Raw genomic sequence first — 22,401 nt, forward strand, 5'->3', positions numbered from 1 at the left:
TGGCGGAAGCCCGGCAATTCGTTTTTTGCCTTGCCTATGTAAACACCATCGCTGTAAACGGTATTCATCTCGCGTCTTGGCCCTGTAAGCCCTATGAATAGGCGCTAGACTAGGCGCCTTGGGGGCGTACAGCCATTTCGATTTTCCAGCATTTTCGATAAGCATTACTTATGGATTTCAAGCAACTGCGTTATTTCGTCGCGGTGTACGAAGAGGGCCATGTGGGCCGGGCCGCAGAGCGCCTGTCGATCTCCCAGCCAGCGCTGTCGCAGCAGATCCGCCAGCTGGAGCAGCACCTCGATGTCAGCTTGTTCGAACGCAGCAGTAAACGCCTGTTGCCGACCCTGGCTGCCCACACCTTGTACAACCATGCCCTGCCGTTGCTCGATGGCATGCAGCAAGCCGTCGAGGCCCTGCGGCATTTCAAGGGCCAGGCGCTGCGGACCCTGGCTATCGGTGTGCTGCAAACCGTGCACACCAGCCTGGTGCCGCAGATGCTCGAACGCGTGCGCAAAGCCCAGCCCCACCTGGTGGTGCAGATCTATGAGCTGACGGGCCTGGAGATCGAACGTCGCCTGCTCAATGGCTCGCTGGACATTGGCATCAGCTACCTACCGGCACGCCAACCGGGGTTGCACGGCGTACTGCTGTATGAAGATGAACTGAAAGTAGTCATCCCTGCCGACCATCCTTTGCGTGAATTCAAGAAGGTCTCCCTCAAACAAGCAGCGGAACTGCCCATGCTGTTGCTCGGGGAAGAGTTCCAGATCAGGCAGATCTGGCAGGCGCAACTGGCGAACCTGGGGCGCCGGCCGCAGGTCCAGGCCGAGCTGAACACCATGGTGGGGATTCTCGACAGCCTGCCTCATACGCGGCTGGCGACAGTACTGCCTGGCCGATCACAGGATGAACACAGCAGCCACGCGCTATTGTGGAAGCCCTTGAGTGAGCCACGGGTGCCGCTGAAAGTAGGTTTGGTGTGCCGGGATGTACAACGTCAGCAAGCCACGCTGGAGTTGCTGCGCACCTTGCTCGAAGACGTGATGAATGGGCCACATGGGCCGGCAAGCACGGTAGACGGGCTGGCCTGAACTTTTTCGCGGGCAATAAGAAAACCCCGCCGAAGCGGGGCTTTGCAGACTGTTTCCCTGACATCCATTTCACTCCGCCACCCTGGCAGAATCCTACGTGTCCCTGTTGTTGCTTTGCGCTTCCTGCGCGACGTCCATGTGAAGTAGATTAGCTGTGGATCCAATCTGGCGATAGAGGACGATTAGCAGTACGTCATGTAAGAGAATGCTTACATGACCTCCCCCGATTAGAACTGCGCTTCGTCCAGCAAGAACAGCGATTCGCTGCCGGCCTTCACGGAGGCACTCAGGGAGTGAATACGCGGCAGCAGACGAGCGAAGTAAAAGCGCGCCGTCCCCAGTTTGCTGGCGTAGAAGTCTTCCTCGGTCTCCTTGCCCAAAGCCGCCTTGGCCATCAACGCCCACATATAGGCATAGGCCATGTAGCCGAAGGCATGCAGATACTCCACCGAGGCCGCGCCGATTTCATTCGGGTTGGTCTTGGCGCGATCCAGCACCCAGGCAGTCAAGGTGTCGAGCTCGTCCACCGCAGCGCTCAGGGGCTGGGTGAACTCAGCCAGGTCGCTGCTGGCCGTGGCGATGAAGTGGCGGATCTCATCGGCAAACAGGGTGTAGAACGCCCCGCCGCTGCCGACGATCTTGCGCCCCATCAAGTCCAGCGCCTGGATGCCGTTGGTGCCTTCGTAGATCTGCGTGATACGCACGTCACGCACCAACTGCTCCTGGCCCCACTCACGGATATAACCATGGCCGCCGAAGATCTGCTGGCCGTGCACGGTGGTTTCCAGGCCCAGGTCGGTGAGGAAGGCCTTGGATACCGGGGTCAGCAGCGCCACCAGGTCATCCGCGCGCTTGCGGGTCGCGGCGTCTTCGCTGAACTTGGCGGTGTCCAGTTGCATCGCCACATAAGTGGAAAACGCACGGCCGCCTTCGTTCGCCGCCTTCATGGTCAGCAACATGCGACGCACGTCAGGGTGGTTGATGATCGGGTCGGCGATCTTGTCCTTGGCCTTGGGGCCAGTCGGCGAACGGCTTTGCAGACGGTCACGCGCGTATTCCACCGCGTTCTGGTAAGAGCGCTCGCCGGTCGCCAGGCCCTGGATGCCGACGCCCAGGCGCTCGTAGTTCATCATGGTGAACATCGCCGCCAGGCCACGGTTCGGCTCGCCGACCAGGTAGCCAACGGCGTCGTCGAAGTTCATCACACAAGTGGCGGAGGCCTGGATGCCCATCTTGTGTTCGATCGAACCACAGGTCACCGGGTTGCGTGCGCCCAGGCTGCCATCGGCATTGACCATGAACTTGGGCACCAGGAACAGCGAGATGCCCTTGGGACCGGCCGGAGCGTCCGGCAACTTGGCCAGCACCAGGTGGATGATGTTTTCGGTGAGGTCGTGTTCGCCACCGGTGATGAAGATCTTGGTCCCGCTGACCTTGTAGGAACCGTCTGCCTGGGGCTCGGCCTTGGTACGAATAATCCCCAGATCGGTACCGGCATGGGGCTCAGTCAGGCACATGGAACCGGCCCACACGCCCGCGTACATATTCGGCAGGTAAGTGGCTTTCAGTTCTTCACTGGCGTGGGTGTTGATCGACACGCAAGCGCCGGACGTCAGCATCGGGTACAGGCCAAACGCCAGGCCCGAGGAGTTGATCATTTCTTCGACCTGGGCCGACACGGCCTTGGGCATGCCCATGCCACCGTAGGCAGGATCGCCACCGACGCCCACCCAGCCGCCTTCGGCATAGGTCTTGTAGGCTTCGGGAAAGCCGGCCGGCGTGGTGACTACGCCATTGTCCCAGCGGCAACCTTCCTCGTCGCCGCTGCGGCTCAACGGGGCGATGGTCTTGGCGGTGACTTTGCCAGCCTCTTCAAGGATTGCCTCGACGGTTTGGGCGTCGACGGTCTCGGCCAGGGCCGGCAATTGCGCCCACAGCTTGGCAACCTCGAATACTTCGTTGAGGACGAAGCGCATATCGCGCAGCGGCGCTTTGTAGTCAGCCATGGCAAACCTCGTAGGAACGTTAAAAGTGATTCGGTAGGATCGGTTTCACAGACCCGGAGTGTAACCGAACAACTTTTGTGACACATAGGGTCTGCTTGTGACCAATTGGTATTTCACAGTCACACCACCGATTCCTACAAGGCGAACAGCTCGGCAGGCAGGCTCATCAAGCAATCGCTGCCCGCCTCCACCGCCGCCCGATGTGCACTGGTGCGCGGCAACAGACGCTTGAAGTAAAACTCGCAGGTCGCCAACTTGCCACGGGCGTAGTCCGCATCGCCTTGGCCTGCATCCAACTGCGCCTGGGCCACCAGCGCCATGCGCAGCCACAGGTAGGCATGGATGATGTAACCGCTGTACATCAAGTAATCCAGGGCCGCCGCGCCAACTTCATCGGGATTTTTCATCGCCGCCATGCCGACTTTGGTCGTCAACTCGCCCCATTGTTGGTTCAGCTCATTGAGCTGCGCGACTTGGGCCTTGAGTTGTGGATGCTCGGCATTCGCCGCGCAAAACTTATGCACGATTTTGGTAAAGCCGCGCAGTAACTTGCCCTGGCTGCCCAACACCTTGCGCCCCAGCAAATCCAGGGCCTGGATCCCATTGGTGCCTTCGTAGATCGGCGCGATCCGGCAGTCGCGCACCAACTGTTCCATGCCCCACTCGCGGATAAAACCGTGGCCGCCAAACACCTGCATGCCGTGGTTGGTCGCCTCCAGCCCGGTTTCGGTCATAAAGGCTTTGCAGATCGGCGTGAGGAACGCCAACAGGTCTTCGGCCTGCTGGCGCTGCTGCGGGTCGTCGCTCAGGTGTGCGGTGTCCAGCAGTTGCGCGGTGAAGTAAGTCAGGGCGCGGTTGCCTTCGTTGAAGGCTTTCATGGTCAGCAGCATGCGCCGCACATCGGGATGCACGATGATCGGATCTGCCGGCTTATCCGGGGCCTTGGCGCCGGTCAGGGCGCGCATCTGCAGACGGTCGTTGGCGTACTGGATCGCGCCCTGGAAGCTCGCTTCACCCAGGCACAGCCCCTGCATGCCCGTGCCCAGGCGCGCATGGTTCATCATGGTGAACATGCAGTTCAGGCCCTTGTTGGCCTCGCCGATCAGATAGCCCTCGGCACCATCGAAGTTCAGCACGCAGGTGGCCGAGGCCTTGATCCCCATCTTGTGTTCGATGGAGCCGCAACTGACCCCATTGCGCGCGCCGGAACCGGCGAGGAACTTGGGCACGATAAACAGCGAAATGCCCTTGGTGCCAGCCGGCGCGTCCGGCAACTTGGCCAGCACCAGGTGGATGATGTTTTCGCTCATATCGTGTTCACCGGCGGAGATGAAAATCTTGCTGCCGGTTACCGCATAGCTGCCGTTGGCCTGGGGCACGGCGCGGGTCTTGATGATGCCAAGGTCGGTGCCGCAGTGGGCTTCGGTCAGGCACATGGTGCCCGTCCACTGGCCGGCGGTGAGTTTGGTCAGGTAGGTGTCTTTCTGCTCGGCAGTGCCGTGGGCGTGGATCGCCGACATGGCGCCGTGGGTCAGGCCGGGGTACATGCCCCAGGAAGTGTTGCTGGAGCCGATCATCTCGCTGAGCACCAAGCCCAGGGAGGACGGCAAGCCTTGGCCGCCGTAGGCCGGGTCCGCCGCCAGGCCGTGCCAGCCGCCTTCGACGTATTGCGCAAAGGCTTCCTTGAAGCCTTTGGGTGTGGTCACCACGCCATTATCAAAATGGCAGCCCTCTTCATCACCCGGGCGATTCAACGGTGCCAGCACGTTTTCGCAGAACCTGGCGCCTTCTTCGAGGATCGCGCTGACCATGTCCGGGCTGGCCTCGGTGGCGCCCAGGGCCGCGTAGTGAGCAGGGAAATCAAACACGTGATCAATCAGAAAGCGCATGTCGCGCAGGGGAGCTTTATAGGCAGGCATGGTGATGTCTCCGGCGGCAGATGACTGCAACCTACTGCCGTAGGTGCCCCCGGACAATCACTGTACAGGCGCTGAATACACCACCATCACTCAACCGGCAGCGCCCTGCATGCGCACCGCGCCACGGCGGTTCTGGCCGGCCGCCACCACACAGTTACGCCCGGCACCCTTGGCGTTGTACAGCGCTTGGTCAGCAGACTTGAGCACTTCTTCCGGGGTGCGCTGCTCGACCTGGCGCTCGGCGACGCCGATGCTGACGGTCACCGACACGCTGGAGTCGCCGCCACCCGAACGGCGCTGACGCCCCTGGTGATCGTCCTGGGGGCGACTGTCCTGGTTGCGCAACTTGATGTGGTAGTTGGCAATGACCTCGCGGATTGCTTCCAGGTGCGGCAGGCACTCATCCAGGGTCTTGCCGGCGAACACTACGGCAAATTCTTCGCCGCCATACCGATAGGCCCGACCGCCGCCGCTGACTTTCGACAGTTTGCTGGCGACCAACCGCAGCACCTGGTCGCCGACGTCGTGACCGTGGGTGTCGTTGAAGCGCTTGAAGTGGTCGACGTCGCTCATCGCCAGTACATAGTTGCGCCCCAGGCGCTGCATGCGCTCGTTGAGGGCGCGACGCCCCGGCAGGCCGGTGAGCTCATCGCGAAAGGCCATTTGATAGGCCTCATGGGACACGCCCGCAGCGATCATCAACATCACCTGGCTGCACATGATGTTCAGAGTGAACGGCAGAATGAAGGTCTGCGGCAACATCCAGAACATCCCCAGCAACCCCACCAACTGCGCCGCATGCAACGGCCGCGGCTCGCGCCAGTACTGGGCTGCCAGGGCGACAAAACCCAGCAGGAACATCGGGTACGACAGTTGGACCAAGCTCATCCACGCGCCATGCAACGCCGGCCAGCGAATCTCCGCCAACCAGTTGAGCAACGGTCCCGGGTAACTCTGCTCCAGGCCAAGGGCTACGCTGCCCACGGCAAGCAGCACCGCGCAACGTGCGACAAAGTCGCGGAACAGGTGGGTTTTCTCCTGCCAGAGGGCATAGATACTGAACAACATCGGCAACAGCAGGCACACCAGATGAAACACCACGGCAGCGTCTTCGCGCACGCGGCCATGATCGCGATAGAAATCGGTCTGGGTATCCAGGAGGAAGTAAGCGACGTACACCGTCGCCATCAGGAACAGCTCACGCTGGCGGCGGTACACCGCGCAATAGGCACCGCCCAGCAGCAACACCAGGGTCGGCAGCACGTTGAACAGCGAGGTGAAGAAGACGTTGAGGTCCTTGACGTAAGCAGCCGACAACCCCGCCAGCAATAACAGCAACGATGGTAGGAAATGACTGAAACGTACAGCAGACGCGCGCGACAAGGGTAAAGCTCCGACCCACAAAAAAGATGGCACAGTGCCTTCACTGCTGACAGTTAAGCACACTCAATGTGACCTGTATCACATTGCCATCACTGTAACGGCAGCAACGGGCAATCCCTGAGCGCGCCACTCAGGTTTTTTCACCCGCCTATAAAAACGCCGCCGCTCCCGAAAGAGCGGCGGCCTGGCAGTGAACCCGCCGGGGCTTAGTAGCCCAGGTCGAAGTTCTCTTCTTTCATGTCCATCAGGTTGTTGGCACCCGACAGCATGGTCGCTACGTGGGTACGGGTACGCGGCAGGATGCGCTGGAAGTAGAAGCGCGCAGTCTGCAGCTTGGCGGTGTAGAAGCCTTCTTCGCTGGTACCGGCAGCCAGTTTTTCGGCAGCCAGGCGCGCCATGTCGGCCCAGAAGTAAGCCAGGCAGGCATAACCTGAGTACATCAGGTAGTCCACGGAGGCGGCACCGACTTCTTCACGGTCCTTCATGGCAGCCATGCCGACCTTCATGGTCAACTCGCCCCACTCCTTGTTCAGTGCCGCCAACGGTGCGACGAACTCGCTGACCGCTGCGTTGCCTTCGTTGGCCTGGCAGAACTTGTGCACGATCTTGGTGAAGCCCTTGAGCGCTTCGCCCTGGGTCATCAGCACTTTACGGCCGAGCAGGTCCAACGCCTGGATGCCGGTGGTGCCTTCGTACAGCATCGAGATGCGGCTGTCGCGAACGTTCTGCTCCATGCCCCACTCGGCGATGAAGCCGTGACCGCCGTAGATCTGTACGCCGTGGTTGGCAGATTCAAACCCGACTTCGGTCATGAACGCCTTGGCGATCGGGGTCATGAAAGCCAGCAGGCCATCAGCCTGTTTCTTGGCTTCGTCGTCGGTACCGTACTTGACGATATCCACTTGCTTGGCGGTGAAGTACACCATCGCACGGTTGCCTTCAGCGAAGGCTTTCATGGTCAGCAGCATGCGACGCACGTCCGGGTGGACGATGATCGGGTCAGCGGCCTTGTCCGGCGCTTTCGGGCCAGTCAGGGAACGCATTTGCAGGCGGTCACGCGCATATTTCAAGCCACCCTGGAAACCGATCTCGGCGTGGGACAGGCCTTGCAGCGCGGTACCCAGGCGAGCGGTGTTCATAAAGGTGAACATGCAGTTCAGGCCTTTGTTCGCCGGGCCGATCAGGTAACCGGTGGCCGCGTCGAAGTTCATCACGCAGGTGGCGTTACCGTGGATCCCCATCTTGTGTTCCAGGGAGCCACAGGACACCGCGTTGCGCTCACCCACCGAACCATCGGCGTTGGGCAGGAACTTAGGCACGATAAACAGCGAAATGCCTTTGGTGCCAGCCGGAGCATCCGGCAGGCGGGCCAGTACGATGTGGACGATGTTGTCGGCCATGTCGTGTTCACCGGCCGAGATGAAGATCTTGGTCCCGGAGACTTTGTAGGAACCGTCGGCCTGAGGTTCGGCCTTGGTGCGCAGCATGCCCAGGTCGGTGCCGCAGTGCGGCTCGGTCAGGCACATGGTGCCGGTCCATTCGCCCGAGACCAGTTTGGTCAGGTAGGCATCTTGCTGCTCGGGGGTACCGTGCTCGGAAATGGTGTTCATCGCGCCATGGGACAGGCCTGGGTACATGCCCCACGACCAGTTCGCTTCACCGACCATCTCGCTGACGGCCAGGCCCAGGGATTCCGGCAGGCCTTGGCCGCCGTGCGCCACGTCGTGGGCCAGGCTTGGCCAGCCACCTTCGACGAATTGTTTGTAGGCTTCTTTGAAACCAGTAGGGGTTTTTACGCCTGACTCGCTCCAGGTGCACCCTTCGATGTCACCGACGCGGTTCAACGGGGCCAGCACTTGCTCACAAAACTTGGCGCCTTCTTCGAGAATGGCGTCAACCATGTCTGGGGTAGCGTCCTGGCAAGCCGGCAGGCTCTGATAGTGCGCTTCGTAGCCGAGCAGTTCGTCACGAACGAAGCGAATATCACGCAAGGGGGCCTTGTAGTCAGGCATAGCGATAAACCTCTGCTGATGAATCCTGGAATGAACAACCGCGTGGATTTGTTGTAGCGGTCAAACAGTTGTTTGAAACATACGTTTACGCCCAATCCTTGTCAAGCGCCCCGCAGATGCCGTTTGTCATGACACAGGTCAACGCCAGGCGCAACAAGGCCTGCAGCGTGATGCCGCATGACCGGTCAAAGATTGGAAGATAGGTATGTTGACGAAATCGGGGTGGCTAGAGGCTTGTCGTGGCGAGGGGGCTTGTCCCCCGTTGGGCTGCAAAGCAGCCCCGATAAGACACACCGAGACTTATCAGATACACCGAGGTGGCAGGTTTTGGGGCTGCTGCGCAGCCCAACGGGGGACTAGCCCCCTCGCCACAATGATCCCGCTGGATCAGGCGTAGGTGTCGATCAACGTGCCGAGCATTTCGTCGGAAGCCTTGGCGACTTTCGCGCCCAGCTCAACCTGGAGCTTGCCTTCAGCCAGTTCCACCATATTGCTCGCGGAGCTGGTCGGCTGGCCGCGATTGACCGCCTGCAAGCGGTCATTCTGCGCATCCGAAGGCTGGCTGGTGGCAGCACTGGCGATTTTGCCGGCGGCCTGGTCGACGCGGTTTTGCCCGGCCTGAATAGTGCTCAGGCCTGAATAAAACGCACTGCTTCCAGAGATTTCCATGGCGTAAACCTGCCTTGCAATAAATCGTGAATCCTTATTGAAGCAGACAATCTGGCAAAAGGCCCGTCAATAACACTAATGGCATAATGCCTTATCCCTAGAAAAAACTAATCAAGCAAGTCCAGTTGCAGGTACTCGGCCACCGCTTCGGCCGTGGGTTGCTTGAGCCGTGGCACCCGGCCCAGGCACGGCGCCGGCAGGCGTTCGGCCAAGGTGGCGAGGTTTTCTTCCAGACGGGAGGTCTTCGGATCGATGATATTGGCCACCCATCCCGCCAGCGGCAAACCGTCCCGGGCGATGGCTTCGGCGCTCAGCAGCGCATGATTGATACACCCCAGGCGCACGCCCACCACCAGGATCACCGGTAACTGCAAGGCCTTGGCCAAATCCGACAGGTTGTCCTGATCAGCCAGCGGCACGCGCCAGCCACCGGCACCTTCAATCAGGGTGAAGTCCGCGTGTTTGTCGAGGATGTGCTGCATCGGCTTGAGCAGGGCTTGCACGGTCAGCGCCACACCCGCTTCACGGGCCGCCAGGTGCGGCGCGATGGCGGGTTCAAAGGCCAGTGGATTGACTTCGGCATAGGCCAGCGGCAACGAACACTCCGCCAGCAAGGCCAGAGCATCAGCGTTGCGCAAGCCCCGTGTGGTCACTTCGCAGCCCGAGGCCACCGGCTTGCCGGCAGCGGTGCTCTTGCCGGCCTGTCGGGCCGCATGCAACAGGCCTGCGGCGACGGTGGTCTTGCCGACATCGGTGTCGGTGCCCGTGACGAAATAGGCAGCGCTCATAAGGGCTTCTCCAGTACGGCATACACGACTTGATAGGTGGCTGGCAGGCCCTGGGCCTGGCGCAACTGCTCGTAGGCCTGCACCAAGGCAACAATCCGCGCCCGGCCCGTCAAGCCGCCAGGGCGCCCCGGGTTGAGATTGTGGGCCCCCAAAGCTTTCAATTCGTGGGTCAGGCTGCGTACATCCGGGTAATGCAACACGTGGGGGCGCTGCTCCAGGCTCACCACGCGCAAGCCACTGGCCGCGCACTGCTGTTGGTACGTGCTGAACGGGCGGAACCGGTTGACGTGAACCATTGCGTCCGCCGCCCGCCAACTGTCGCGCAACTCATCCAGGGTGCCGACGCACAGGCTGGCAAACGCCAGCACGCCACCGGGCTGCAACACCCGCCGCGCCTCACTGAGTACCGCCGGGAAGTCAGCACACCACTGCACCGCCAGGCTGGAGAAGACCAGCCCGCAACTACCGTCCTGTAGCGGCAAACGCTCGGCATCCCCGGCGACAAAGTGCTCGGCACCGCCCAAGGGCCGCGCGTGGCTGAGCATCCCTTCGGCGATATCCAGCGCCAGGCCTTGGCCCTGCGGGAACGTGCTATTCAATGCGCGGCTGAAAAATCCGGTGCCGCAGCCCAGATCCAGCCAGCGCCGGGGCATCAACGCCGATGGCAAGCGCCCAAGCAACTCGCTGCCCACGTCACGCTGCAACGCTGCAACGCTGTCATAACTGGCCGCCGCCCTGGAAAACGACGCCGCCACCTGGCGTTTGTCGGGCAAGGCGCCCGGCAGTGGAGGATGGGACAAATCAGTCATCGCCGCACTCATGCAAAAAAGCCTGGATCGCCGCCGCCACTCCATGGGGGTTGTCCAGTAGGAAAGCGTGTCCGGCCTGTTCAATCAGACCGACCTCAACATCAGGCAATAACTTCAGCAGCTCAGTGGCGGCCTCGCAGGGCACCAACTCATCCAGGCCGGCGAACACGTGCAACTGCGGGCCACGAAAAGCCTGCAGGGCCTCGCGGGTGTCCAGTTGTGCAAGCAGCTCCAGGCCACTCATCAGCGCACTGGACGCCGTAGCCGGCGCGCTGCTGACCAGCAAGCGCGCGATGCCCCGTGGGTCTTGCGTCCCCTTGGCGCACAACAGGCCAAAGCGCTTGAGGGTGACTTGCGAATCGGCGTGGCAACCCGCCAGGAACGCGTCGAACGTCTCGGCCGGCATTGCGCTGGGCCAGCCCTCGTGCGCCACAAAACAGGGGTTACTGGCCAAGGTCAGCAAGCCGCAGCAGCGATCGCCGCGCCGTGCCGCCAACTCGGATGCGAGCATTCCGCCCAGGGACCAACCGCCCAGCCAGGCGTTGTCTGGCAACGTGGCATCGAGCTCGTCGAGCCATTCATCAGGGTCGCTGCTGGTGAGCACCGGCAACGGTTCGATATCCACCCGCAAGCGCTCATCCAGACCGCGCAAGGCGGCGGCCAAGGGCTCCAGTGGCGACACACCCAGCCCCCAGCCGGGGAGCAGTATCAGTCGATCACGCATGGTCGGACTCCGGGTCTGACAAGCGGAAACACTCTTCCAATGCGTCTAACAATAGTCGCACCTGCGCCTCAGTGTGGGCGGCCGTCAAGGTCACACGCAAACGGGCACTGCCGGCCGGCACGGTAGGCGGGCGGATGGCCGTGACCATGATGCCGCGCTCGCGCAGCATCTGCGACAGGCGCACCGCGCGCGCACTGTCGCCAATCATGATTGGCTGGATCGGGGTAAAGCTGTCCATCAACACCAGGCCGATCTGCTCGGCACCCTGGCGGAACTGGCGGATCAGTGTGTGCAAATGCTCACGCCGCCAGTGCTCGCTGCGCAGCAGTTCCAGGCTTTTGAGGGTGGCGCAGGCCAGCGCCGGCGGTTGGCTGGTGGTGTAGATATACGGGCGGGCGAATTGGATCAGGCTTTCGATCAGCTCCTCGCTGCCAGCGACGAACGCCCCGGCGGTCCCGAAGGCTTTGCCCAGGGTGCCGACCAACACCGGCACATCCTCCTGGCTCAGGCCAAAATGCTCGACGATCCCGCCGCCCGTGGCGCCCAACGGCCCGAAGCCATGGGCATCATCCACCATCAGCCAGGCGCCCTTGGCCCGAGTTTCGCGGGCCAGGGCCGGTAGGTCCGCAAGGTCGCCGTCCATGCTGAACACGCCGTCAGTGACTACCAGGGTATTGCCGCAGGCTCTTTCCAGGCGCTTGGCCAGGCTGACCGCATCGTTATGCAGATAGCGATTGAACCGCGCGCCGGACAGTAAGCCTGCATCCAGCAGGGACGCGTGGTTGAGCCGGTCTTCGAGTACCGTATCGCCCTGCCCCACCAAGGCGGTGACGGTACCGAGGTTGGCCATATAACCGGTGGTGAACAACAGCGCACGCGGGCGCCCGGTGAACTCGGCCAGCGCCTCTTCCAACTCATGGTGTGGCGTGCTGTGGCCGACGACCAAGTGCGAGGCCCCTCCGCCCACGCCCCAACGGGCAGCACCGGCCTGCCAGGCTTCAATCACTTGCGGGTGATTGGCCAGGCCCAGGTAGTCGTTATTGCAAAAGGCCAACAACGGCTGGCCGTCCACTACCACCTGCGGGCCCTGGGGGCTTTGCAGCAGCGGACGCTGGCGATAGAGGTGTTCTGTACGGCGGGCAGCGAGGCGCGCGGCGAGATCAAAAGACATGCTGGCCTCATATTCAAGGGATTGAACTCGATCAAAAATGTGGGAGCGGGCTTGCCCGCGATTACGGTGTGTCAGCCAGCTAATGTCTTGACTGACCCTCCCTGATCGCGGGCAAGCCCGCTCCCACATTTGGATGGCATTTCAATCAGACGACAGCGTTGTAGAACTGCTCGCTGCTTTTCTGCTCGACCAACGCCTGCTCAATCGCCGCCTGGTGCACTTCATCGGCGTGCTCTTCACGAGCTTCCGGCAGGATGCCCAGCCGTGAGAACAGCTGCATGTCCTTGTCGGCCTGCGGGTTGGCGGTGGTCAGCAACTTGTCGCCGTAGAAAATCGAGTTGGCACCGGCAAAGAACGCCAAAGCCTGCATCTGCTCGTTCATCGCTTCACGGCCGGCGGACAGCCGCACATGGGATTGCGGCATCAGGATGCGCGCCACGGCGAGCATGCGGATAAAGTCGAACGGGTCGATATCCTCGGCATTCTCCAGGGGCGTACCGGCCACCTTCACCAGCATGTTGATCGGCACCGATTCCGGATGCTCCGGCAGGTTGGCCAGCTGGATCAGCAGGTTGGCGCGGTCGTCGAGGGATTCGCCCATGCCGAGGATACCGCCCGAGCAGATCTTCATCCCCGAATCACGTACATACGCCAGGGTTTGCAGGCGTTCGCTGTAGGTGCGGGTGGTGATGATCGAGCCGTAGAACTCCGGCGACGTATCCAGGTTGTGGTTGTAGTAGTCCAGGCCGGCCTGGGCCAGGGCCTCGGTTTGGTCCTGGTCCAGACGACCCAGGGTCATGCAGGTTTCCAGGCCCATGGCCTTGACGCCTTTGACCATCTGCAACACATAGGGCATGTCTTTGGCCGATGGGTGCTTCCAGGCGGCGCCCATGCAGAAGCGGGTCGAACCGATGGCCTTGGCACGTGCCGCCTCTTCGAGGACTTTCTGCACTTCCATCAGCTTTTCTTTTTCCAGGCCGGTGTTGTAGTGGCCCGACTGCGGACAATATTTGCAATCTTCCGGGCAGGCACCGGTCTTGATCGACAGCAAGGTCGAAACCTGCACTCGATTGGCATCGAAATGCGCGCGGTGCACGGTCTGCGCCTGGAACAGCAGGTCATTGAACGGCTGGACGAACAGGGCTTTGACTTCGGCCAAAGACCAGTCGTGACGCAAGGTGGCAGTGAGGCTGGCGCTCATGGGCGATTCCTTGTTTATGCTTGGGCAAGCGCTGTGGGAAGGGCAATACCCACAGGCACGACACGGATGCTCGGCATATTTAAGGAAGATTCATGCACTGTCAACCTGACTACAAACACGAGGTTTACATCTGGTTAAAAAGCAACCAGACCTGTTTGCTCTGCGATGAAGCCACGGACTCCCCCGCTACGCTATGCAATGCCTGCGAAATCGACCTGCCGTGGCTGACGGATTGCTGCCAGGTGTGCGCCCTGCCCTTACCCGTCAGCGGCCTGACCTGCGGCCAATGCCTGCACTCACCCCCGGCATTCCAGCAAGTCGTGGCGCCCTGGACCTATGGCTTTCCCCTGGACAGCCTGATCAGCCGCTTCAAACATCAGGGCAAATGGCCCCTGGGGCATCTGCTGGCAAGCCTGCTGGGGCAATGCCTGCAAGACCGCTTCGACAACGCCGAACTGGCACGCCCCGACCGCCTGCTTCCTGTGCCGATGGCCACCAAACGCCTGCGCCAACGTGGCTACAACCAGGCCGCCATGCTCGCCCGCTGGCTGGGCCGGGACCTCGACCTGCCTGTGGATGAACAACTGCTGCTGCGCCCCCAGGACACCATCGCCCAACAGCAACTGGACGCCAGGCAGCGCCAGCGCAACCTGCTCAAGGCCTTTGCCCTGGCCCCGGGCGCGCAGGTACAGGGCCAGCACCTGGCGCTGGTGGACGATGTGCTGACCACCGGCGCCACCGCCCACAGCCTGGCCCGCCTGCTGCTACACGCCGGCGCGCGCCAGGTCGATGTGTATTGCCTGGCGCGCACACCCAAGCCCGGCACATGACTTGACTCCGGCGACGCCTGCCCGCAACGTCCCGCGTATCCCAAGCCAGTGTGCAGCCGTTCGCCATGCCTTTACCGTCTCTGTTGAGCCAACACATCGTTCGTCGCCCCCAGCGTATCGCCTTGCTGCAACATATCGCCGAGCAGGGCTCCATCACCCGTGCTGCGAAAAGCGCCGGTTTGAGCTACAAGGCCGCGTGGGATGCCATCGATGAACTGAACAACCTGGCGCAAAAGCCCCTGGTTGAACGCAGCGTCGGCGGCAAGGGCGGCGGCGGCGCGCGGCTCTCGGCCGAAGGTGAACGGGTATTGCGCCTGTATCAGCGCTTGCAGACTGTGCAGGCCCAGGTCCTGGAGGCTGCCGAAGACGCCAGCGATTTCAACCTGCTGGGCCGCCTGATGCTGCGCACCAGTGCGCGTAACCAATTGCATGGCCAAGTGATCGCCATCGACAGCCATGGCCGCAATGATCGAGTGCGCCTGGAGCTGGCCGGTGGCTTGACCCTCGATGCGCAAATCACCCATGACAGCACCCTGCGCCTGGAACTGGAAATCGGCACTGAAGTGGTCGCGCTGATCAAGGCCGGTTGGCTGGAGCTGATCGCCGCTGACCAAGCGCCGACGCCTGGATTCAACTGCATGGGCGGCGTGATCGAGGCCATGCTTGATGCCGATGACGGCCCCAGTGAGGTGCGCATCACCTTGCCCAATGGCCTGGTGCTATGTGCACTGGCGGCGCCCGAGCAGCTCAAGGCGGTGGCGGCAAGTGAAGGCACGCAGGTTCAGGTGCAGTTTGCGCCGAGCAATGTGCTGCTGGGCACGCCGGTCTAGGTGATCTTCAGGGCCTCATCGCGGCATAGGTATCTACACAACTTTCACAAACTAATGAACTCCCCCGTGGCGAGCGGGCTTGCCCCGCGCTGGGCTGCGAAGCAGCCCTAAACCCGCCTATCGCGGTTTATCTGAAGAAACGCGGCGGGCTTGTTGGGGCTGCTTCGCAGCCCAGCGCGGGCGATGCGGCGTTCCGACAAGCCCGCTCGCCACAACTGCGCTATCTGCCTGAATCTAGGCGTTGCGGCAAAGTTGTGTAGATACCTATGCTCATCGCGGGCAAGCCCACAGTGTTTCTGTGTACACCGGCCAAGTGTGCGGGCTTGCTCGCGAAGGCGATAGTACACACACCACCTATCTCCAGCCCGGTGCGCTACCATACCCGGCCGGACGCGGCGACCTGCTGCGCGCAGGAGTTCGCATGGCCCACCCGTTTGAAACATTGACCCCCGACCTGGTTCTCGACGCTGTCGAAAGCATCGGTTTTCTCAGCGACGCCCGCGTTTTGGCGCTCAACAGCTACGAAAACCGGGTGTATCAAGTCGGCATCGAAGACTGCGAGCCGCTGATCGCCAAGTTCTACCGGCCCCAGCGCTGGACCAACGAAGCGATCCTTGAAGAACACCGCTTCACCTTCGAACTGGCCGAATGCGAAGTGCCTGTCGTCGCCCCGATGGTCCATAACGGCGAAAGCCTGTTCGAACACGCGGGCTTTCGTTTCACCCTGTTCCCTCGCCGTGGTGGCCGGGCGCCGGAGCCGGGCAATCTCGATCAGTTGTACCGCCTTGGGCAGTTGCTCGGGCGCTTGCATGCGGTGGGCGCCACCCGCCCCTTCGAACACCGCGAAGCCCTGGGGGTGAAGAACTTCGGTCATGACTCCCTGAACACGTTGCTCGAAGGCAACTTCATTCCCAAGAGCCTGCTGCCTGCCTACGAATCCGTGGCCCGTGACTTGCTCAAACGCGTGGAGGATGTGTACAGCGCCACGCCGCACAAGAACATCCGCATGCATGGCGACTGCCACCCCGGCAACATGATGTGTCGCGATGAGATGTTCCATATCGTCGACCTCGACGACTGCCGCATGGGCCCGGCGGTCCAGGATTTATGGATGATGCTCGCCGGCGATCGCCAGGAATGCCTGGGGCAGTTGTCGGAGTTGATGGACGGCTACCAGGAATTCCACGATTTCGATCCTCGCGAACTGGCGCTGATCGAACCTCTGCGCGCCCTGCGCCTGATGCACTACAGCGCCTGGCTGGCACGGCGCTGGGATGATCCGGCATTCCCCCACAGCTTCCCGTGGTTTGGCAGCGAGCGGTATTGGGGCGACCAGGTGCTGGCGCTGCGCGAGCAATTGTCGGCGCTCAACGAAGAACCGCTGAAATTGTTCTAGGAAATCACGCTCGCTCATCATGTAGGAGCGAGCTTGTTCCCGGGCGGCGTGCCGACGAAGGTCGTTAACGATAACGCGGGAAACCTGGCACCCAGCGGCGCCCTCAGGTTTTTCGCGAGCAAGCTCGCTCCTACAAAAAGCCGACCCATCGATAGACAAACTTCCTTACAATCACGGCTTTGTTAGCTGCCTATGCAAGGATTCTGCATGCAAGCCGCCAACCCGCGTCGCGGGTATATCCTGGGCCTGAGTGCCTACGTCATCTGGGGCCTGTTCCCGCTCTACTTCAAAGCCATCGCCAGCGTGCCGGCCGCCGAAATCATCGTCCACCGCGTGCTGTGGTCGGCACTGTTCGGCGGTTTGCTGTTGCTGGTGTGGAAACACCCCGGCTGGTGGCGCGAACTGCGGGACAACCCCAAGCGCCTGGCGATCCTGGCGTTGAGCGGCTCGTTGATCGCAGGCAACTGGCTGACCTATGTATGGTCGGTCAACAGTGGGCGCATGCTCGAAGCCAGCCTGGGTTACTACATCAACCCGCTGGTCAACGTGCTGCTGGGCATGCTGCTGCTCGGCGAACGCCTGCGGCGCCTGCAATGGGTCGCCGTCGGGCTGGCCGCCGTGGGTGTGGCGCAACAGGTATGGCAGGTCGGGAGTTTGCCGTGGGTGTCGCTGGTGCTGGCGTTGACCTTTGGTTTCTACGGCTTGATCCGCAAGCAGGCGCCGGTCAAGGCATTGCCGGGCCTGGTGGTGGAAACCTGGATGCTGGTGCCGATTGCCCTGGCGTGGCTGCTGCTCAACCCCACCGCCCATAGCGCCAATATGGCGTTCTGGAGCACATCCGAAGCCTGGTGGCTGGTGGCGGCAGGCCCGGTGACATTGATCCCGCTGGTGTGTTTCAACGCCGCCGCGCGGCACTTGCCGTACACCACACTCGGTTTCCTGCAGTACTTGGCGCCAACCCTGGTCCTGCTGCAGGCGGTGCTGCTGTTCGACGAACACATGAGCCCCGCCAGCCTGGTCGCGTTCGTGTTTATCTGGGCGGGGCTTGCGGTCTACAGCATCGACGCATGGCTGAGCCTGCGCAAACGCTGATCAAATAATGTACAAACCCTTGCAAGCCACAGCCGGCTTGGCTTGCAGGGTTTCACCCCAAGGTTATCCACAACCTGATCCCCGGCGTTTGTGCACAAGCCTTTGAAATTGCTCGTTTTTTGCTCAACACGCCGCAAGCCACGGCCGGCGCGGCCTGGCGCCGAGTCTCTACAGCTTATCCACAGGCCCATGCAAGATTTCCATGAACAACCCTGTGGATGGTTATTCCTCGCTGCGCAGCTGCAACTCCACCATCAGATCATCGGCCAGGGTTTCCAGGGCAGCCTGCAACGTGTCCAGCGCCAGGGTGGAAGGCACCGCCAGCGCGGCCTCGGCGTGAAACAACGGGTCGCTGCTCATGGGCGCCGGGCGCACGTCGGTACTCAGGCGCTCCAGGTTCACCCCTTGCTTGCTCAACAGCGCGGTGATTTCGCGCACGATACCTGGCCGGTCATTGCCCACCAGGGTCATCAGGATCGGCTTGCTTGCCGATGCCTGCGCGCCGCTGCTTTCACCGACCAGCACACGAATGCCATGGGTGGACAGGTCCTCCAGGGCACTGACCAGCTCACTGCGGTTTTCCATTGGCACACTGACCCGCAGGATCCCGGCAAATTGCCCGGCCATATGGGCCATGCGACTTTCCAGCCAGTTGCCACCGCGCTCGGCAATGCAGTGGGCTACACGCTCGACCACGCCGGGTTTGTCGGCAGCGATGACGGTGAGTACGAGATGGTCCATGGCAACAGTCCTCTGGTGATGAATACTCGATTATAGGCACCTGCCTGTAGGAGCGAGCCGCAAAACAAATCGTGTACCATTTTTATATTTATATGGAACAATCCATTGGTTTTTTGAGAACATCCCATTCCCCGCTGTGACCGTACAACCAAAGTGGGTCGCTAAACGACGTATTTAGTCTAATTTTCACAACCGCAACTCATCATGTAGTATGCCTCGGCGCGCACTACATAACGTTAGGTCGATGTCTGCCCAGGCGCCGTCAGAACCCCGAACAGCCCGTCAGCAAGCCTTGCGCCGTTGATTGGAACCACCCAGCCGCCGTTGATGGCATGTACTGGTGCCTTGGGTTTGTGGTTTAAATGGCCAGAGGCTTCATTGGTAAATTGAAAAGCTGAAAAGCGAATTAGCTCCGCAGAGTGAGGCAAGCAATGACTGAACACGTTCAAGTCGGTGGCCTGCAGGTCGCCAAAGTCCTGTTCGACTTCGTGAACAACGAAGCCATTCCCGGTACCGGCCTGACCGCCGACCAGTTCTGGGCCGGCGCCGACAAGGTCATCCACGACCTGGCACCGAAGAACAAAGCCCTACTCGCCAAACGCGACGATTTCCAAGCGCGGATCGATGCCTGGCACCAGACCCACGCCGGCAAGGCCCACGACGCGGTGGCCTACAAAGCCTTCCTGCAAGACATTGGCTACCTGCTGCCAGAAGCGGCGGATTTCCAGGCGACCACACAAAACGTCGATGACGAAATCGCCCGTATGGCCGGCCCGCAGTTGGTGGTGCCGGTGATGAATGCGCGGTTCGCCCTCAACGCCTCCAACGCCCGTTGGGGCTCGCTGTACGACGCGCTGTATGGCACCGACGCCATCAGCGAAGCCGACGGCGCCGAGAAAGGCCAGGGCTACAACAAGGTGCGCGGTGACAAGGTCATCGCCTTCGCCCGCGCCTTCCTCGACGAAGCCGCACCGCTCACCGCCGGCAGCCATGTCGATTCCACCGGCTACAAGATCGTCGACGGCAAGTTGGTGGTCAGCCTCAAGGGTGGCAGCAACAGCGGCCTGCGCAGCGATGCCCAGTTGATCGGCTACCAGGGCGATGCCGCCCAACCAATCGCCATCTTGTTCAAGCACAACGGCCTGCACTTCGAAATCCAGGTCGACGCCAGCACCCCGGTCGGCCAGACCGACGCCGCCGGCATCAAAGACATCCTGATGGAAGCCGCGCTGACCACCATCATGGACTGCGAAGACTCCGTCGCCGCCGTCGATGCCGACGACAAAGTGGTGATCTACCGCAACTGGCTCGGCCTGATGAAGGGCGACCTGGCCGAAGAAGTGGCCAAGGGCGGCAAGACCTTTACCCGCACCATGAACGCCGACCGCACCTACACCGGTGTCGACGGCAATGCGGTGACCCTGCATGGTCGCTCGCTGCTGTTCGTGCGCAACGTTGGCCACCTGATGACCATCGACGCCATCCTCGATGCCCAGGGCAATGAAGTGCCAGAAGGCATCCTCGACGGCCTGATCACCAGCCTGGCAGCGGTCCACAGCCTCAACGGCAACAACAGCCGCAAGAACAGCCGCACCGGCTCGGTGTACATCGTTAAACCGAAGATGCACGGCCCCGAAGAAGCTGCGTTCACCAACGAACTGTTCGGGCGCACCGAAGAGGTGCTGAACCTGCCGCGCAACACCCTCAAGGTCGGCATCATGGACGAGGAGCGCCGCACCACGGTCAACCTCAAGGCCTGTATCAAGGCTGCCAGCGAGCGCGTGGTGTTTATCAACACCGGCTTCCTCGACCGCACCGGCGACGAAATCCACACCTCCATGGAAGCGGGCGCGATGGTGCGCAAGGCGGCGATGAAGGCGGAAAAATGGATCGGCGCCTATGAGAACTGGAACGTTGATATCGGCTTGAGCACTGGCCTGCAAGGTCGTGCGCAAATCGGTAAAGGCATGTGGGCAATGCCCGACTTGATGGCCGCCATGCTCGAGCAGAAAATCGCTCACCCGCTGGCCGGCGCCAACACCGCGTGGGTACCGTCGCCGACGGCTGCCGCCCTGCACGCGCTGCATTACCACAAGGTCGACGTATTTGCCCGCCAGGCCGAACTGGCCAAGCGCGAACGCGCTTCGGTGGACGACATCCTGACTATTCCCCTGGCCCAGAACACCGACTGGTCCGAGGAAGAAATCCGCAACGAGCTGGACAACAACGCCCAGGGCATCCTCGGCTACGTGGTGCGCTGGATCGACCAGGGCGTGGGTTGCTCGAAAGTGCCGGATATCAACGATGTGGGCCTGATGGAAGACCGCGCCACCCTGCGTATCTCCAGCCAGCACATCGCCAACTGGCTGCGCCATGGCGTGGTCAGCGAAGCCCAGGTAATGGAAAGCCTCAAGCGCATGGCGCCAGTGGTGGATCGGCAGAATGCCGGGGACGCGCTGTACCGTCCCTTGGCCCCGGACTTCGACAGCAATATCGCGTTCCAGGCAGCGGTGGAGTTGGTGATTGAAGGGACCAAGCAACCCAACGGTTATACCGAGCCGGTGTTGCATCGTCGGCGTCGGGAGTTCAAGGCCAAGAATGGTCTTTGAGTAACCGCACGTAAAAAAGCCCTGATCGAAAGATCAGGGCTTTTTAATGCGTGGTTCCAACAACAAAACCATCAGGTGGATGAGTTATTGAACGTGCCATTGAGCACAATAGGAGAGCCATCACTCTTCTCGAAACGTACGTTCAGCAGTACGCCAGTATGTTCAAACTCAGTGCCAGACCCTGGCCCAGTGACATTGATAAAAACCTTACCTTCTAAAGCGGAAGTGTAAAGTTCGCCGTCGGGCGCACGGTACCAAGGCCTTAAATCCACGGCATCGAAAGTATGAAAGCCCGTCTGTAAGTCACTCCCATAACGCAGGTCAATACGCTCGGGCTCCGGCCCCAGTATCGCTGTCCAAGACAAATATCCAAACACCTCATCCGCCACGAAAAGACGAGCAGAATTGTTCTCAATGACCAAAATATAGGCTTGCCCCTCTTCAGCCTTGCCCCTGGCTTCTTCTAGTTCAGCATCGTCGATAGACATTTTTTTAACGTTCATGATGAGCTCCTGTTCAGTGGTCTATGAAGCATGGAACTTGCGTTCCAGTGCTTTCAGAGCACTAAACAATTTCAGCACCATGAGTTCTACTGTCAGAATTGACAGTTTCGATGAGTGGTAACTACTGCGCCATCCCCAACTCGCGCTTGACCATCTTCGCCAACTTCACGCTATCAATCGGCTTGAGCAGAAAGTCCACCACACTCAGATGCATTGCATCGATCACGTCCGGCGCTTCGGCGTCCCCGGACATGATGATGATCGGCAATGCCGCGCGTGTGGATTCGCGCACCTGGCGGATAAGTTGCAGGCCGTTGCTGGGTGCCATGCGCAGGTCGGTGATCAGTAAGCCGATGGAAGTGCTGGACTTCAACAATTCCCACGCTGCCTCGCCACTGTCCGCCGTCATGCAGCGAATGCCGTCCAGCCCCAGGATTTCGGCCAGCAATTCCCGGGCGTCTTTATCGTCATCGACGATCAGCACCCGCTGCGGCGGTAAATCAGGCTCCAGCATCACGGCGCTCAGCGCTTCGCGCTCGGCGTCACTCAGAATATCTAGGTCGGGCATACGTCTCTCGGCAGTTCTTCTCAATCTCCCAGCACACTAGTCAGACATCGCCGGAAGGG

At 61.2% G+C, this 22,401-nt stretch carries 19 protein-coding genes; 6 read left to right on the forward strand and 13 right to left on the reverse strand.

Translation table 11 applies throughout. From position 1 onward, the window contains the following. The first annotated feature begins 170 nt into the window (after positions 1-170). Complete coding sequence (locus C5F71_RS09780; protein ID WP_029296894.1) at positions 171-1,091, forward strand: LysR family transcriptional regulator; 921 nt, start codon at positions 171-173, stop codon at positions 1,089-1,091. A gap of 227 nt (positions 1,092-1,318) precedes the next feature. Here the strand turns inward: C5F71_RS09780 and C5F71_RS09785 are convergent, their stop codons facing one another. From C5F71_RS09785 to bioB, 10 genes are all read right to left on the reverse strand, one after another. Next, entirely contained in the window at positions 1,319-3,097 is a 1,779-nt protein-coding gene (locus C5F71_RS09785) for an acyl-CoA dehydrogenase C-terminal domain-containing protein (protein WP_029296896.1), read from the reverse strand. A 134-nt stretch (positions 3,098-3,231) separates the two neighbouring features. Next, on the reverse strand, positions 3,232-5,016 hold the full coding sequence (locus C5F71_RS09790; RefSeq protein WP_104911032.1) for an acyl-CoA dehydrogenase C-terminal domain-containing protein: 1,785 nt from the start codon (positions 5,014-5,016) through the stop codon (positions 3,232-3,234). A 90-nt stretch (positions 5,017-5,106) separates the two neighbouring features. Continuing rightward, entirely contained in the window at positions 5,107-6,399 is a 1,293-nt protein-coding gene (locus tag C5F71_RS09795) for a diguanylate cyclase (RefSeq protein WP_029296900.1), read from the reverse strand. A 206-nt stretch (positions 6,400-6,605) separates the two neighbouring features. Next, a complete protein-coding gene (locus tag C5F71_RS09800; RefSeq protein WP_029296902.1) occupies positions 6,606-8,411 on the reverse strand; it encodes a phenylacyl-CoA dehydrogenase in 1,806 nt (601 codons plus the stop codon). Between the two features lie 387 nt (positions 8,412-8,798). Beyond that, positions 8,799-9,080, reverse strand: a complete 282-nt coding sequence (locus C5F71_RS09805) for a hypothetical protein (RefSeq protein WP_029296904.1) — start codon at positions 9,078-9,080, stop codon at positions 8,799-8,801. A gap of 107 nt (positions 9,081-9,187) precedes the next feature. Continuing rightward, a complete protein-coding gene (bioD, locus tag C5F71_RS09810; protein ID WP_029296906.1) occupies positions 9,188-9,868 on the reverse strand; it encodes a dethiobiotin synthase in 681 nt (226 codons plus the stop codon). After that, complete coding sequence (gene bioC / locus C5F71_RS09815; protein WP_104911033.1) at positions 9,865-10,677, reverse strand: malonyl-ACP O-methyltransferase BioC; 813 nt, start codon at positions 10,675-10,677, stop codon at positions 9,865-9,867. The genes bioD and bioC overlap by 4 nt, the downstream gene beginning before the upstream one ends. Continuing rightward, a complete protein-coding gene (locus C5F71_RS09820) occupies positions 10,670-11,401 on the reverse strand; it encodes an alpha/beta fold hydrolase (protein ID WP_104911034.1) in 732 nt (243 codons plus the stop codon). The genes bioC and C5F71_RS09820 overlap by 8 nt, the downstream gene beginning before the upstream one ends. After that, positions 11,394-12,572: an 8-amino-7-oxononanoate synthase gene (bioF, locus tag C5F71_RS09825; protein WP_029296912.1), complete on the reverse strand. Its 1,179-nt coding sequence runs from the start codon at positions 12,570-12,572 to the stop codon at positions 11,394-11,396. Before bioF ends, C5F71_RS09820 begins: the two co-directional genes overlap by 8 nt. Before the next feature lie 145 nt (positions 12,573-12,717). Beyond that, a complete protein-coding gene (gene bioB / locus C5F71_RS09830) occupies positions 12,718-13,773 on the reverse strand; it encodes a biotin synthase BioB (RefSeq protein ID WP_029296913.1) in 1,056 nt (351 codons plus the stop codon). A 92-nt stretch (positions 13,774-13,865) separates the two neighbouring features. On the opposite strand from bioB, the gene C5F71_RS09835 reads away from it, so the two are divergent. From C5F71_RS09835 to rarD, 4 genes are all read left to right on the forward strand, one after another. Beyond that, positions 13,866-14,603, forward strand: a complete 738-nt coding sequence (locus tag C5F71_RS09835) for a ComF family protein (RefSeq protein ID WP_104911035.1) — start codon at positions 13,866-13,868, stop codon at positions 14,601-14,603. A 65-nt stretch (positions 14,604-14,668) separates the two neighbouring features. After that, complete coding sequence (locus tag C5F71_RS09840) at positions 14,669-15,433, forward strand: TOBE domain-containing protein (protein WP_070994492.1); 765 nt, start codon at positions 14,669-14,671, stop codon at positions 15,431-15,433. Between the two features lie 421 nt (positions 15,434-15,854). Further along, a complete protein-coding gene (locus tag C5F71_RS09845; RefSeq protein ID WP_104911036.1) occupies positions 15,855-16,829 on the forward strand; it encodes a serine/threonine protein kinase in 975 nt (324 codons plus the stop codon). A gap of 207 nt (positions 16,830-17,036) precedes the next feature. After that, positions 17,037-17,921, forward strand: coding sequence for an EamA family transporter RarD (gene rarD, locus C5F71_RS09850; protein WP_029296920.1), 885 nt, complete (start codon positions 17,037-17,039; stop codon positions 17,919-17,921). A gap of 222 nt (positions 17,922-18,143) precedes the next feature. Here the strand turns inward: rarD and C5F71_RS09855 are convergent, their stop codons facing one another. Beyond that, entirely contained in the window at positions 18,144-18,662 is a 519-nt protein-coding gene (locus C5F71_RS09855; RefSeq protein WP_070994490.1) for a glycine cleavage system protein R, read from the reverse strand. Positions 18,663-19,093: 431 nt separating this feature from the next. On the opposite strand from C5F71_RS09855, the gene C5F71_RS09860 reads away from it, so the two are divergent. Beyond that, positions 19,094-21,271 carry a malate synthase G gene (locus tag C5F71_RS09860; RefSeq protein ID WP_104911037.1) on the forward strand — a complete coding sequence of 726 codons (2,178 nt, stop codon included), beginning with the start codon at positions 19,094-19,096 and terminating at the stop codon, positions 21,269-21,271. Positions 21,272-21,342: 71 nt separating this feature from the next. Here C5F71_RS09860 and C5F71_RS09865 read toward each other — a convergent pair whose 3' ends face one another. Beyond that, entirely contained in the window at positions 21,343-21,774 is a 432-nt protein-coding gene (locus C5F71_RS09865) for a hypothetical protein (protein WP_104911038.1), read from the reverse strand. 121 nt (positions 21,775-21,895) lie between these two features. Then, a complete protein-coding gene (locus tag C5F71_RS09870) occupies positions 21,896-22,342 on the reverse strand; it encodes a response regulator (RefSeq protein ID WP_070994488.1) in 447 nt (148 codons plus the stop codon). Between the last annotated feature and the right edge of the window lie 59 nt (positions 22,343-22,401).

Source organism: Pseudomonas sp. LG1D9 (genome assembly GCF_002949995.1).
Classification (GTDB): domain Bacteria; phylum Pseudomonadota; class Gammaproteobacteria; order Pseudomonadales; family Pseudomonadaceae; genus Aquipseudomonas; species Aquipseudomonas proteolytica.

What these genes read in the sequence shown, in the direction of transcription:
- C5F71_RS09780 (WP_029296894.1), top strand. Translation starts at nt 171, where the DNA reads ATGGATTTCAAGCAACTGCGTTATTTCGTCGCGGTGTACGAAGAGGGC.
- C5F71_RS09785 (WP_029296896.1), bottom strand. Translation starts at nt 3,097, where the DNA reads ATGGCTGACTACAAAGCGCCGCTGCGCGATATGCGCTTCGTCCTCAAC.
- C5F71_RS09790 (WP_104911032.1), bottom strand. Translation starts at nt 5,016, where the DNA reads ATGCCTGCCTATAAAGCTCCCCTGCGCGACATGCGCTTTCTGATTGAT.
- C5F71_RS09800 (WP_029296902.1), bottom strand. Translation starts at nt 8,411, where the DNA reads ATGCCTGACTACAAGGCCCCCTTGCGTGATATTCGCTTCGTTCGTGAC.
- C5F71_RS09805 (WP_029296904.1), bottom strand. Translation starts at nt 9,080, where the DNA reads ATGGAAATCTCTGGAAGCAGTGCGTTTTATTCAGGCCTGAGCACTATT.
- bioD (WP_029296906.1), bottom strand. Translation starts at nt 9,868, where the DNA reads ATGAGCGCTGCCTATTTCGTCACGGGCACCGACACCGATGTCGGCAAG.
- bioC (WP_104911033.1), bottom strand. Translation starts at nt 10,677, where the DNA reads ATGACTGATTTGTCCCATCCTCCACTGCCGGGCGCCTTGCCCGACAAA.
- C5F71_RS09820 (WP_104911034.1), bottom strand. Translation starts at nt 11,401, where the DNA reads ATGCGTGATCGACTGATACTGCTCCCCGGCTGGGGGCTGGGTGTGTCG.
- bioF (WP_029296912.1), bottom strand. Translation starts at nt 12,572, where the DNA reads ATGTCTTTTGATCTCGCCGCGCGCCTCGCTGCCCGCCGTACAGAACAC.
- bioB (WP_029296913.1), bottom strand. Translation starts at nt 13,773, where the DNA reads ATGAGCGCCAGCCTCACTGCCACCTTGCGTCACGACTGGTCTTTGGCC.
- C5F71_RS09835 (WP_104911035.1), top strand. Translation starts at nt 13,866, where the DNA reads ATGCACTGTCAACCTGACTACAAACACGAGGTTTACATCTGGTTAAAA.
- C5F71_RS09840 (WP_070994492.1), top strand. Translation starts at nt 14,669, where the DNA reads ATGCCTTTACCGTCTCTGTTGAGCCAACACATCGTTCGTCGCCCCCAG.
- C5F71_RS09845 (WP_104911036.1), top strand. Translation starts at nt 15,855, where the DNA reads ATGGCCCACCCGTTTGAAACATTGACCCCCGACCTGGTTCTCGACGCT.
- rarD (WP_029296920.1), top strand. Translation starts at nt 17,037, where the DNA reads ATGCAAGCCGCCAACCCGCGTCGCGGGTATATCCTGGGCCTGAGTGCC.
- C5F71_RS09855 (WP_070994490.1), bottom strand. Translation starts at nt 18,662, where the DNA reads ATGGACCATCTCGTACTCACCGTCATCGCTGCCGACAAACCCGGCGTG.
- C5F71_RS09860 (WP_104911037.1), top strand. Translation starts at nt 19,094, where the DNA reads ATGACTGAACACGTTCAAGTCGGTGGCCTGCAGGTCGCCAAAGTCCTG.
- C5F71_RS09865 (WP_104911038.1), bottom strand. Translation starts at nt 21,774, where the DNA reads ATGAACGTTAAAAAAATGTCTATCGACGATGCTGAACTAGAAGAAGCC.
- C5F71_RS09870 (WP_070994488.1), bottom strand. Translation starts at nt 22,342, where the DNA reads ATGCCCGACCTAGATATTCTGAGTGACGCCGAGCGCGAAGCGCTGAGC.